Annotated in this window: 10 protein-coding genes; 1 reads left to right on the plus strand and 9 read right to left on the minus strand. The window is 58.5% G+C overall.

Annotation, left to right across the window (positions count from 1 at the left end; translation table 11 throughout):
• Positions 1–19: 19 nt before the first annotated feature.
• From EI291_RS14115 to EI291_RS14145, 7 genes are all read right to left on the minus strand, one after another.
• The gene (locus EI291_RS14115; RefSeq protein ID WP_170172642.1) at positions 20–2,128 is read right to left on the minus strand and encodes a beta-N-acetylhexosaminidase; all 2,109 of its coding nucleotides are present in this window, start codon (positions 2,126–2,128) and stop codon (positions 20–22) included.
• Between the two features lie 197 nt (positions 2,129–2,325).
• Entirely contained in the window at positions 2,326–3,669 is a 1,344-nt protein-coding gene (locus EI291_RS14120; protein ID WP_240635555.1) for a DUF58 domain-containing protein, read from the minus strand.
• Between the two features lie 187 nt (positions 3,670–3,856).
• Complete coding sequence (locus tag EI291_RS14125; protein ID WP_394343382.1) at positions 3,857–4,750, minus strand: AAA family ATPase; 894 nt, start codon at positions 4,748–4,750, stop codon at positions 3,857–3,859.
• A gap of 343 nt (positions 4,751–5,093) precedes the next feature.
• On the minus strand, positions 5,094–6,515 hold the full coding sequence (locus EI291_RS14130; protein ID WP_125421054.1) for a DUF4350 domain-containing protein: 1,422 nt from the start codon (positions 6,513–6,515) through the stop codon (positions 5,094–5,096).
• A gap of 17 nt (positions 6,516–6,532) precedes the next feature.
• On the minus strand, positions 6,533–7,327 hold the full coding sequence (locus EI291_RS14135) for a DUF4129 domain-containing protein (RefSeq protein ID WP_125421057.1): 795 nt from the start codon (positions 7,325–7,327) through the stop codon (positions 6,533–6,535).
• A gap of 39 nt (positions 7,328–7,366) precedes the next feature.
• Entirely contained in the window at positions 7,367–8,281 is a 915-nt protein-coding gene (locus EI291_RS14140; protein ID WP_125421060.1) for a hypothetical protein, read from the minus strand.
• 34 nt (positions 8,282–8,315) lie between these two features.
• Positions 8,316–9,254, minus strand: coding sequence for a stage II sporulation protein M (locus tag EI291_RS14145; protein ID WP_125421063.1), 939 nt, complete (start codon positions 9,252–9,254; stop codon positions 8,316–8,318).
• Between the two features lie 177 nt (positions 9,255–9,431).
• Here EI291_RS14145 and EI291_RS14150 point away from each other — a divergent pair, with 177 nt between their 5' ends.
• Entirely contained in the window at positions 9,432–10,163 is a 732-nt protein-coding gene (locus tag EI291_RS14150; RefSeq protein WP_125421066.1) for an RDD family protein, read from the plus strand.
• An 85-nt stretch (positions 10,164–10,248) separates the two neighbouring features.
• Here EI291_RS14150 and EI291_RS22890 read toward each other — a convergent pair whose 3' ends face one another.
• Both EI291_RS22890 and EI291_RS14160 read right to left on the minus strand, forming a co-directional pair.
• The gene (locus EI291_RS22890) at positions 10,249–10,683 is read right to left on the minus strand and encodes an RDD family protein (RefSeq protein ID WP_170172644.1); all 435 of its coding nucleotides are present in this window, start codon (positions 10,681–10,683) and stop codon (positions 10,249–10,251) included.
• A 202-nt stretch (positions 10,684–10,885) separates the two neighbouring features.
• A complete protein-coding gene (locus EI291_RS14160; RefSeq protein ID WP_170172645.1) occupies positions 10,886–12,118 on the minus strand; it encodes a DUF4394 domain-containing protein in 1,233 nt (410 codons plus the stop codon).
• Between the last annotated feature and the right edge of the window lie 277 nt (positions 12,119–12,395).

Genomic DNA, 12,395 nt, shown 5'->3' on the forward strand with positions numbered 1-12,395 from the left:
CGCTTCACTTTCTTCGTCATTATTTTGCCTCCACCAACCGGCGCAGATGCGGTAGTACGGCTAGCTCCGTCTGTCCTGCTGGAGCTTTCAGGGCATCGAGCTGCTTAAGGGCCGCCGCCTGCCAGGCCGGAGTGGGTGCCTGCCCCTTTTCCAGCAGCGTGAGGCGTTCCTGAGCCAGGGCGGTGGCGGTTTTCAGGGTAGTGGAAAGCGGGGCGTATTCTTTCAATAGCGGATTCTGTTGCAGAATGGGTTGTACCAGCGCATCATTGTTCTGCCATTGTTGCAACTGCTCCTGTAGTGCCGCCAGCTGCTGCTTGCCGCCGGCCTCCCGGAAACGCGCTTCCGTAGGAGTAGTACGGCTATATTCCAATAGCTTATCTACTCGTCCGCCAAACTCCCGGGCCACATCCGACTCAGCCGGGGCGGCATCTACAAGGCGGTTGAGCGGGGTCTGGGTGGTGTATTTGAAACCTTGAAAGTGGCGCTTGTATTCCTTCACGGGCTCCAATACCTGTGCCAGGGTGCGCAGCGGTACCACGGCGGCGGTGCTGGCGGCCAACTGCTGTAGCAACTGCGCCGGTGCTTTGCGGTGCTGCAGGCCCAGAGTTTCCAGCTGCGGACTAAGCAGGGCCAGCCGGCGGTACATATCGGGCACGTCGCGCACGGAGGCAGCACTCCAGAGGCGCTCCGCCACAGCCGCAGCCCGGGGCCAGATGCGGTAATCTACGATGACGGAATCGGCAAACTCGGCCCACATGGTGGCTTCACCGCCCAGAATCAGCTTCTGCTGCTCGGGCGTAAGCGGGGCGTCCTGGGGCAGCGGGTCCGGAAGGTAATGAGAGGCGGCGGATAGGTTCAGATCGATGTAGTAGCCATTGGACAGCAGGGCCTGATGACCGGTTTTGGCCGCATCATATAATCCTTTTTTACCGCGCCAGCTCTGGATTACGGCGCTGGGTGGCAGCCCGGGGCCCAGTATTTCATCCCAGCCTACCAGCTGCTTTTTGTAGCGTACCAGCATAGCCAGCACCCGCTGGTTGAAGTAGGCCTGCAGCGCGTGTTTATCGGGCAGGCCTTTCTCGGTAACAAAGCCATTCTGCTTCATGTAGTCCATAATGCGCGGGTTGCGCCGCCACTGCCGGCCGTCGTTTTCGTCGCCTCCGATGTGGAAATAGGGGTCCGGAAACAGCGGCGTCACCTCGCTCAGCAGGGAGTCGATAAAGCTGTAGGTGGTTTCCCGGGTGGGGTCCATAGCAATGTTGAGCACACCCCAGCGCTGGGCCACGCCGTAGGTGGAGTCGTTAGAAGCCAAGCGGGGATAGGCAGCCAGCCAGGCCGTGGCATGGCCGGGCATATCCAGCTCCGGAATCACCCGAATACCGCGCCGGCCTGCGTACCGCACAATGTCGCGCACCTGCTGCTGGGTGTAAAACTGCCCCTGTCCGCCCACTTGGTGCAGGCGCGGAAACAGCTTGCTCTCCACCCGGAAACCCTGGTCGTCGGAGAGGTGCCAGTGCAGCACGTTGAACTTAGTAGCCCACATGCCATCTAGGTTGCGCTTGATAACGGATACGGGCATAAAGTGCCGGGCCGCATCAATCAGCAGCCCCCGCCACGGAAAGCGCGGCGCGTCCACTACGTCCACTTCAGGCAACACGACTGTTTTCTTTTCCACCTGGGCCAGCTGCCGCAGCGTAGCCAGCCCTCGTAGGATGCCCAGGTGAGTATTGGCATTCAGGGCCACGCCCATGGGCGTTACGCGCAACGTGTAGGATTCATCGTCGCCGACGGTGAGCAGGTTGCCGGGGCGGCCGTACTGCAGCACCAGCGCCGCCGTGGGCAGGGGCGAGGCACGCCGCCGGGAGGCGGTGACCGGTTTGCCCGGTAGCAGGGCCGGCAGCACCAGCCGCTCCACCGCTTCGGCCACGGCCGAATCAGCAGCCTGAGTTTCCGGAGTTTGGGTGGGCGTAAATACCTGCCAGGTAAAATCCGGCTTCACCGCAAAGCGACTCTTTCCCCAGGTAGCCTGCAGCGGCACCGGCAGCAGCATGCGGGTATCGGGCGGGGTGGGCTGAGCCAAAACCGGCACGGCAAACAGCAGGGCAAACAGAAGCAGGAAGTAGCGCATGGGCAGGAAAGGCAAGGAGGACAGTACGGCGAAGGTAGAAAGTTTGAATGTTGGGCTCAGTAAAAAGCCCGTCATCCGGAGTACCGCAAAGGACCTCTTTACGCCTTAACGACTATCGTACCAACGACTCGTTTCGACGGAAAAAGGTCCTTCGTTATACTTCGGATGACGGGCTATAACCAGGCAGCCTTCCCGCCTCAAATCAATCCTCGGGCCTTGAACTCCAGGTATTTGTTGATGGTATTGACGGTAAGATTCTGCGGGGCCGTGAGCAGGGCGTGAATGCCGTAGCGGTTCAGCTCCCGTACAATCTGCCGTTTTTCCTGGGCAAATTTCTCGGCTACCGTCTGGTTGTACACGTCCTGCGTGGTGGCGGTAGGCCCGTCCAGGTACGCACGCAACTCCGTATTTTCGAAGAACACTACCAGCAGCAGATGGTCTTTGGCCATGCGCCGCAAGTAAGGGAGCTGCCGCTGCATGCCGTGCAGGGTTTCGAAGTTGGTAAACAGGATCAGGAGGCTACGCTGCCGGATGTGGCTGCGCACCGAAATGTATAGCCGCTCATAGTCGGTTTCCAGATACTTGGTTTTCTGCCGGTACAACACCTCCAGCAGCTTGCGCAAATGGCCGCTGCGCCGGTCGGCGGCTACCATGGCACCGGGCTGGTGCGAGAAGGTAACCAGGCCTGCCTTGTCGTGCTTAAGCAGGGCAATATTGCTGACGACCAGCGTGGCGTTGATGGCATAGTCGAGCAGGCTCAGGCCCTCAAACGGCATACGCATCACCCGGCCCTTATCAATGAGGCAGTACACCTGCTGCGCCCGCTCATCCTGAAAGTGGTTGACTACCAAGGAGTCGCCGGCTTCGGCCGTGGTGGAGCGGCGGGCGGTGGCTTTCCAGTTGATGTTGCGCGGGTCGTCGCCGGTAACGTAAGGCCGGATCTGCTCAAATTCCATGCTGTGGCCCACCCGCCGGATGCGCTTCACCCCAACTTCCGTGAGGCGGTTATGAATGGCCAGCAGCTCGTACTGCCGCATCTGCAGAAACGATGGGTATACGGGCACCATCCGTTTCTCCTCAAACTGGAAGCGCCGCCGGACCAGTCCCAGTGGCGAGGCCACGTACACGTTCAGTGCCCCAAACTCGTACTCGCCCCGCTTGGTGGGCCGCAGCTGGTACCGAATAATGCCGGTTTCCCCCGGTTTAACAGTGGCCCGAAACAGCACGTCGCGCCGCTGAAACTGGTGCGGCACTTCATCAATGGTTTCGGTGCGGATGGGGAAGCGGTACTGGTTTTCGAGGTAGATGGCAATATCGTTGTCGGAGCCGTTAGCCAGCTTGTCTCCCAGTACCCGCCGGCCAAATACGCCACTGCCGCCGGCGTACAGCAGCACGGTATCTACCACCGTCAGTACCAGTACCAAACCCAGCGCCAACTGCACCGGTGCCAGCCAGCCCGGCAGGAAAAACGCCACTACCAGCCCGGCAATCAGGACTACGGTAAGCAGGAAAAAGCGGGACGTGAGGAAAAAGGATTTCAAGACGGCAAGAAAAATAGAACGTTGTTCCGAGCAGCGCGAGGAACCCCGCGTGTTGATATTGGTAATAGTAACCGTCATGCTAAGCGGAGTCAAAGCACCTCTGCTGCTTTGCTCTCACGGTTGAGTTAGCCAGAGGGAGAGGTGCTTCGACAAGCTCAGCATGACAGTCAATTATAGCATGCGTACCCTACCGTGGAACCTCAATCTGCTGCAGAATCTGCTTCACCACGTCGTCCGGGGTGCCGCCTTCCATTTCCCGCTCCGGGGTAAGCTGAATGCGGTGCCGCAGCACCATTGGAGCCAGGTACTGGATGTCCTCGGGCGTTACGAAGTCGCGGCCGCGCAGGGCCGCCAGGGCTTTGGAGCCGTTGAGCAGGGCCAGCGAAGCTCGGGGTGAAGCGCCCAGGTACAGGCCTTTGTGGGCGCGCGTCTGGCCCACCAGCCGGGCAATGTATTCCAGCAGCTTAGGCTCTACGTGCTGCCGGCGTACCTGCTCCCGCAGCTGCTGCAGGTCATCGGCTGATACTACTGCCCGCACGGCTTCCAGTGGCGTCCCGCCAAAGCCGGTGTGGTGCCCCTGCAGAATGGACACTTCTTCCTCCACGCTGGGGTACCCCACGTTCAGCTTAAACAGAAACCGGTCGAGCTGAGCTTCGGGCAGGCGGTAGGTGCCTTCCTGCTCAATAGGGTTTTGGGTGGCCAGCACCACGAAGGGCGTCGGCATGGTGTAGCGGGTGCCATCCTGCGTCACCTGCCGCTCTTCCATCACCTCAAACAGCGCCGACTGCGTTTTGGCCGGGGCACGGTTGATTTCATCAATCAGTACTACGCTGGCGAAAATGGGGCCGGGCCGAAACTCAAACTCGGCTTTGTTGGGCCGAAATACCGACGTGCCCAATACATCGGAGGGCATCAAGTCGGGGGTGAACTGCAGGCGGCTGAACGGAACGCTCAGGGTGCGGGCCAGCAGTTTGGCGGTGAGGGTTTTGGCTACGCCGGGTACACCCTCCAGTAGCACGTGGCCATCCGCCAGCAAAGCCACCAGCAGCAGCTCCGCCAGGGCCTGCTGTCCCACAATCACTTTCCCCAATTCCTGCCGAATGGCCTCGGCGTGGCGGCTGAGGTGGCTGAGGTCGGTGCGGGGCGCAAAGGCAGGAGTAGTTTCAGCAGGCACGGCTTCGGGGTATACCGGCGTCTGCTGGGTTGAAGCCGAAGAAGCCTGCGGCATCGGATTTTCGGATGATTCCGGTAGATTCGGGAAGTTGGATTCCATTATACAAGCGGTGAAGAAGGTCTAGAGAAGGGTTGGTATAATTACATCTGTAGATGATAATATTAGTTTAAAAGCGCCATTCGGTAAGTATAAACAGCATTATTGAAATAGTTATACATATGATAAAGTCAATTTATGTGGTTAGTGCAATTTAGGCTGCAGTCTGCCGGAAGGTGTTGATGGCCTTGTTCAAATCAAGCAGCTCTCCATCGGAAATCTGACGGGCAGTGAGCAGAAAGTTGATGCGCCGAACCAGCGCGTCCACGTCGGTGCGAGCCACGCCTGACTTCTGCGCCAGCCGTTCCCGGGTGGCTTCGTCGGTGAGGTCAAGGGTGGGCTCGTGGTAGCGGGTGCGCAGGTGCTCCATAAACAGCCCGATTTTCTTCTCTGCAATCAGCGCGTGGTTGCTGTCCTGGCGGTAGAGGCCCGCCACGGTGCGCGTGAACAGGAGCGTGGTATTGGGCAGGGGCTTCAGCACCGGAATAACCCGCTGCCGACGACGAGCTTCAAACAGCACGAACAGCAGCCCCGCCGCCAGAGCCAGATATGTGGCGTAGCGCAGCGCCTCATGTTCCAGCAATACCCGCATCAACGACTGCTCACCGCGCCGGCCCTGTTTCTGGTACTCATCCCACCATACCGGGCGGCCAGTGGGCAGGTAGGAGAGGGCTGCAAAGGCCAAATTGGTGGTGCGGGGCTGCAGCACAAAGTAGTTGGAAAACGCCAGCGGCACCGTGCAGATATACAGATGGCCGCGCCCGTGCGGTACCCGTAGCAGCACCGGCCGCTTTTGTGCATCGGTGGCCAGGGTGATCGTACCCTCGGGCAGGTTGCGGCGGGCTACCAGCCGGGCCGTAACCGCCTGGGCCGGGAGCCTGAACGTAGCACCCGCCTGCCGGGCTAGGGCGGGATTACTGAGCTGGAGCTGCACGGAGTCGGGGATTAGCTCCTGGACGCCTTTTTTGTTGGTTTTGAAGCGCGGATACACCGGCTTGGTGGTGAAACCTACCGTATCGGCGAAGTACGAGTTGAAATCCTCGGCCGCCACAAACGCGTCATTGCCCCGGGCTACGTGGCGCAGCAGGGAACGGCAATCCAGGCGGCTCAGCTCAAACGTGCGCGACACCAACAGGTAGGTAGCCGGCTCAAAATCTCCATCCTCCAGGCCCGCCGCGTAATCCGCATCCTCATCTGTGGTTGTTGTATCCGCCTGTGTGTCGGAGGCGGCAGTGGCGGTGCTGTCGGCTGCCGGCTCATCACGCTCAAATTCCGACACATCCATGCTGTCAGTAGCGGCTTCTATAACCTGCTCCAGACGCTGCTCCGTCGGGATGTCTTCGTCCACGCCCTCAATCTGGCTGTAGATGGGTACCCGAATGGCTTGCACCTGATTTTTGGCCACTCCCAGGACGCCCGGCAACTGGTCGTAGAGCACGTAGGTGCCGTACGGAATCTTATGGTCGTTGCGCAGAGTTGGGGACCAGTCGAGCTGTTTGGGGCGGTAGTACTCCACGGCCACGTACGCGCCAAACAGCAGCGCCAGCCCCAGCATGTACCAGCGGAAAGTCGTCATGAGAGAAAGGAGGCGGGTTAAGCAGCTTGGCGGCTGGAAGTGAGGCGGCGCTGAAAGGCCTGGCGGGTAGCGCGCACCCGCTCGTAGTCGTCGGCCGTGAGGTCGTCCTGCTCCCCGTACCACACATACTCAAACTGGCGGGTAAGCTCGCGGAAAGCCTCCGGCAAAGGGCCGGCCGGCAGCTCATAGAGGTAGTCGTGGTTGGTTTTATCGGGCTGCCACCGGATCAGGCTTTTATCGGAAAGCTGCCGCAGAACCTGCAGATACCCCAGGCGCACGGCCAGGCGGTAGCTGTGTTCGGTTTCGGCCTGCGCGAGTAATTTATCCAGGTCGAGGGCATGCAGGTCTTCGGTTTCGGTATCGAAGCTGAGTGGCGCCTGACGCGGAGCGCGGCCAAAGGCCCGGGTGAGGTCAACCTGCATGATTTTGAGTACGGCAAATACCAGCGCCGCTACCAGCACCGCGTAAAACCCGTATTTCCAGGTGAAGTTACCGGCTGGCGTATCCAGAATATCGGCCAGCCACCGCCAGAATGGAGCAAAGAAGGCGCTCAGGTCGCCCTGCTCACTTTTCACCTCCACGTACCGAAAGTCGCGCTGGCTGCGCAGCTCCCGCAGGCGGGCTTCATCGGGGCGGCGCAGGCGGGGCGCGGCGGCAGCATCGGCGGGTATCGAGTGCGGGGCGGATTTTTGTGCCTGCTGGGTAACCGGTTGGCCGTGCGCCGGTTGCAGCGGCACCGAGCAGAGCGCCAACAGCAACGCCGGTAGCAGCCAGCAGCGCAGTATTTTCTGGGAAGGAACCACAGCAGTCATCAACGAAGCAGCATAAACCGGAACCGGCAAGGCTCAGGGCTAGTATTCGCCCTCATCGTCGGGGCGGAAGGAGGTGTTGTGTACCACGGGCGCGGGCGTGGTACCCAGAGTTTGCACCATCTGGCGCAGGCCGTACCCGTCCTTTTTCTCTACCAGGTTGAAGTATTGAAATGCCAGGGCCAGCATCAGTACCGAATACAGCAGTAAATGGCCCATTGCCGCCACTACGCCGCCCACAATCAGCAGAATATCCGACGACAGAAAATCCCAGTGCATGGCTTTGCCGAAGATGGCCACGTACTGCGGAACCTGAAACACCATGCCAATCATACCAATAATGAAGCTCACCACAAGGGTAAGGCCGAAGGTGGACCACCACTTGTTTTTGATCAGGTTCACGCTGCGGCGCAGGCTGTAGCCCAGGTCCCCGTCTTCCAGCACCTGCACCGTCCAGACCAGACTCAGCGCCACGCCCAGGTAAATGCCCGGAATCAGCAGCAGCATACTGGCAAATACTACAATGACGATGGTGACAATGCTGCTCAGCAACAACGCCGGCGAGTAGCGGGCAATGTACTGGCCTACTTGCCGGGGAGTAACGGTTTCTTCGGCCGGGGTTTCCATACGGGCCCGCACGTAGCCGTACACGGTAGCGCCCAGCAAAATGTAGCCAATGAGGGAAGCCAGCAGGCCAAACCAGTACGCCGGCCCCATGTAGGAGAAGGTAGAGAACCGGCCGTTGCCGATTTGAGAGATAGTGCTTCCTCCGAACATCTGGCTTTGCGCCAGACCCATACCCAGTCCGGTGAGAATAGCGGCGGGCAGCACAAAGTACAGCAGGCATTTGCCCAATGGCCGCACGTGTGCCCCCAGAAACTCAAACGTAGCGCCAATCTTCTGGCCAAAATCCCGCTCCTGCCGGAAGTCGGCTTCCTGGGTAAACTTCTGTTGCATATCTACTTGAAACTAAAAAAACGAAAAGAACCGGCTAGGCCCGGGCAGCCAGCCGGCGCGGGTACACCACAAAATACCAGAGGATGAACGCCGCCGACGTACCAATAATCAGCAGGCTCAGCCACATGGGCATTTCGGTGTGGCGCGTCACGAAGCCCTCCAGAAACCCCGCCACTATAAAGATAGGCACCAGCCCGATAGCCAGCTTGAGTCCGTCGCGGGCCGATTCGCGGAAGGCGTGGGCGCGGGTATAGGTACCCGGAAACAGCAGGCCGCGCGCCATCACCAGCCCGGCCCCGCCCGCCAGAATAATGGCCGAAATTTCAAGGGTGCCGTGAATCCAGATGGTGAGCAACGAAGGCAGCAGCACGCCTTTCTGGTAGAAAAAATACTGGAACGAGCCCAGCATCAGTCCGTTGCGAAACAGCAGGTACACTGTGCCCAGGCCCAGCGTGGCGCCCAGCGCAAACGTGGCCAGCGCCACATAAATGTTATTGGCCGTGATGCCCAGGAACATCAGCGTTTCGCCCCCGCTCTTGTACACGGCCATCGGGTCGCCGCGCTCAATGTTTTCGATGGTCTGGTTTACGTAGGCGTCGCCCAGCACCACGCGCACAAACGTATCATCGTAGGCCGCCGACAGGGCTCCAATGGCCGTGAACAGCGTAAACAGCAGCAACGATACGGCCAGGGTGCGGTGGTGACGGGCTACCAGCAGGGGCAGCTCGTAGCGCCAGAACTCCCGGAAGCGGCTCGTGGATTCAGACTTGTTTTTGTAGAGGGCCTGATGCTGGCGGGCGGCCAGGTCGTTGAGGTAGCGGGTAGTGGGGGAGCCGGGGTAGAACGTCTGGGCGTAGGCCAGGTCGTCGGTGAGGGCAATGAAGCGGGCGGCCAGGTCCTCGGGGCCGGTGGCCCGCTGCTCGTATTGTTTCCAGCGGGCTTCGTTCTGACGCAGAAAAACAGCTTCGCGCATAGGAATCAGGACTTCGGATAGGAGGACTGCAGGCAGCCGGATAAAATTGATGCGCGGCTGATTCGGGGTTTTCCCGCCGGGCCTGTAATTTGCACGGCGGACCAGCCGTGCGAAGATTGTCAAATTTTCGGTTTCGGCCCGCATGTTTTCCCGTTTCTATTGCCCGTTATCCAATCCATGAGTACCATCCGCATCCAGACTACCCAAAACGTCAGCCTCGAGTACGAAGTCGCCACCGTGGGCGACCGGGTGCTGGCCACTATTATTGATGGCGTCGTTATCTGGGCGTGGCTGCTGGTGCTGCTTGGCATCAGCAGCGGGCTGGGGCTGAACGAAACGTCTATGATTATCCTGTTTGCGGTGCTGGGCGGGATTCCATACGTGTTCTACCATCTGCTGTGCGAAGTACTGATGAACGGCCAGAGCGTAGGCAAGAAGGCCCGCGACATCAAAGTGGTGCGTCTGGATGGTACGCCTCCGCGTTTCGGCGACTACCTGATCCGGTGGCTGCTGCGCATTGTGGATACCGGTATTTTTAATGGGCTTATTGCCCTGATTGTAGTACAGGCCAACGGCCGGGGGCAGCGCATCGGGGATATTGCGGCGGGCACGGCCGTGGTGCGCATGCGGTCCCGCCAGGCGGAGGGCGTGCTGGCACCTACCTTTACCGAGCCCGGTTATGTGGTGGTATTCCCGGAAGCTGCCCGTCTCGCCGACCACGACGTGGCCACTATCCGTCAACTCCTCCAGAAAGCCACCGCCGCCGAAAACTACGTGCTGCTGAATGAGCTGGCGAATAAGGTGAAGGGCCTGACCGGCATTCAGGCCGACCTGCCCGACGAAGCCTTTCTGCGCACCGTGCTACGCGACCACGCCCACATAGCCGCCCAGGAAAGCCCGTACGCTTAGCGTATTCCTAACTTTGCTGGTAAATAGCAACGCCCCGACCAGTACTGGCCGGGGCGTTGTGGTGTGTAGAGTTCCGCTGATTTGGCTAGCTGCGCACTACCATGGTGTTGGAGCGGGAATCGTGCCAGCCGTAGGCATCACCGAGGAAGGACAGGCCATCAAATGGCACGATGCGCCAGGCCGTGCGCTTGAGAATGTCGCCGAAGGAAGGTTGCAGGCCTTCGTCAGTTACCACGCGGGTGCCGGTCAGCATTTTGCCCAGCGTACGTCCGAATAGGCCTTCCATAATCAGGTAGTAGGCGGCGGCAAAGGCTATAAACAGCAGACGGCCTACAAAGTCATTATCCAGGGAGTCGATGAGAGACTCCTGCCCGATGGCGGCCAGTACAATACCCAACCCAAAAATCATGGCGAAGATGGCCAAATAATCAATAAGCAGATTCACCAGCCGCCGCCCCTGCCCGGCCCGGACGAGAGTTGGCTCGGTAGCGTAGTCTGTGGATAGCGTAACGTGTTCCATTCGATAAAAAGAAGGAATAAAGTGAAGGAGGAACCGCCGACGCCATGTCGGCAGACCGGCTAAACTCACTAGAATTTCATTCACTTCCAATATGCACGGGCCCATTTCAGCCGAATAATTACCCGTAACCCACTGAAAACCGCAGGGCCGCGCTGGATATTCCCGAAGCGGCCCTGCGGCGTCTTCTAGTATGTTGAAAAAGTTACTGTATAACAAGCCGCTGGATACCAGCATGCTGCCCATCTACATTCAGTCGAAGGAAATATACCCCGGCCCGATGCGTAGCTGGCTGCCAAGGCAGGGTGTGTGCTCCGGCTGGTAGCAGCCCGACTTCCCGATGCTCAACGGTACGGCCCAGTGCATCCGTTAGCACCCATTTTGTTTGGCCAGTACGGGGCAGGCGGAAGCTGATCTGAGTTGCGTTGGTTACAGGATTGGGATACAGGCTGAAGCTGGTGACCAGAGTGGCAGTGCGCGTACTCGTCACGCTGGCTACGTTGGCAATGGCAATGTCAGTAATAACCTCTCCATTACCAGGAGATGAAACCCGGCCAGTTAAGGAAAGCGCTCCACTGGATAAATCCAGCTTGTATAAGTAGCTGTACAAACTGCCGTAGTTAGGCTCTCCTATACTGACGTAGGCTGCATTTGTATTTGCAACAGGGTCAAAATAAATATCCAGGTCGGCGGGGGTATGTAAGGCACCAACGTAGGCATTTAAAGCGCCTACCGTCGTAAGGAATCCGTCATTTGCGGGGGCCTGAATAGTGAGTAAATCGTTTTTCTCATCCAGATTGTAAAGTGTCGTGCTGGTAGTTCCGGTGTAACTGTTGGTATAGGCTGAAGATCCGATGGTGAAAGACCGACCAGCATTAACGTCAGTAGAGGTGTAGTCCAGGGTTGCATCGTTAGCTAAGAGCGTACCATCGTTCGGATTTACACGCAGATTGCGACCAGTGCCCGATGTTATCCGGATGACATCTGTAACCGGGTTAAATGTGAAGCCAATCCGGCCAATATCATCTCCTAAATACAAGGTCAGAGCAGGGCCGACAGTACTGGCTGCAGCCGTACTTGGGTGAATAGTATAGAGCTGAACCTGTTGGGCAACAGGGTTGTACCCTATGGCATACAGGCCACCTGTAGCTGGCCGGAATGCCAGACCTGTCAGGTACTGCGCAGAAGCAACACCGGTGATAGGGGTTCGGGTGCTTACTCTGATTGCTGCGGACGGAGAAGGAGTAAGTGCGCCAAGGCTAAATGTTACCAGAGCCGCATTAGTTGTTGGGGGCAGAGTAGTGGTACCTAAGCCTACGTCAGACGATAAAGCGTAAACCGTTTGTCCGTGCGCCGAAAACAGGGGGAGTACTACCGCTGCCAGGCCAAGTGCGGCAGTACATAGGCTGGCTTTCGTGGAGTGGGGAGTTAATTTCATAGACAAAAAAAAGAGATAGTATGACGGGCTTGATTTCATCAGGTAAGTTAAAAGCATCGTAAAACTTTTTTTATACAAACAGGGGATACGCCATTGAAATTTATAGAATAGTAGAAATGCAGAATACTAGCTAAGGAGCTTTTAGCCTGTACTATTTACTGATACAGACCCAGTCCAACGACTTTAAAGGCACGAAACAGGAATATAACTCAAACGGCCTGTCATGAAGCATGACAGGCCGTTGATCAAAAAGGTTGTCTGGCCGAAAATTCTCTCG

Origin of the sequence: Hymenobacter rigui, from assembly GCF_003944715.1 — a bacterium.
In the GTDB taxonomy this organism is placed as follows: domain Bacteria; phylum Bacteroidota; class Bacteroidia; order Cytophagales; family Hymenobacteraceae; genus Hymenobacter; species Hymenobacter rigui.

Bases quoted from the DNA above. Each gene is read 5' to 3' on its own strand.
- EI291_RS14140 (WP_125421060.1), bottom strand. From the start codon at position 8,281: ATGCAACAGAAGTTTACCCAGGAAGCCGACTTCCGGCAGGAGCGGGAT.
- EI291_RS14135 (WP_125421057.1), bottom strand. From the start codon at position 7,327: ATGACTGCTGTGGTTCCTTCCCAGAAAATACTGCGCTGCTGGCTGCTA.
- EI291_RS14115 (WP_170172642.1), bottom strand. From the start codon at position 2,128: ATGCGCTACTTCCTGCTTCTGTTTGCCCTGCTGTTTGCCGTGCCGGTT.
- EI291_RS14130 (WP_125421054.1), bottom strand. From the start codon at position 6,515: ATGACGACTTTCCGCTGGTACATGCTGGGGCTGGCGCTGCTGTTTGGC.
- EI291_RS14160 (WP_170172645.1), bottom strand. From the start codon at position 12,118: ATGAAATTAACTCCCCACTCCACGAAAGCCAGCCTATGTACTGCCGCA.
- EI291_RS22890 (WP_170172644.1), bottom strand. From the start codon at position 10,683: ATGGAACACGTTACGCTATCCACAGACTACGCTACCGAGCCAACTCTC.
- EI291_RS14150 (WP_125421066.1), top strand. From the start codon at position 9,432: ATGAGTACCATCCGCATCCAGACTACCCAAAACGTCAGCCTCGAGTAC.
- EI291_RS14145 (WP_125421063.1), bottom strand. From the start codon at position 9,254: ATGCGCGAAGCTGTTTTTCTGCGTCAGAACGAAGCCCGCTGGAAACAA.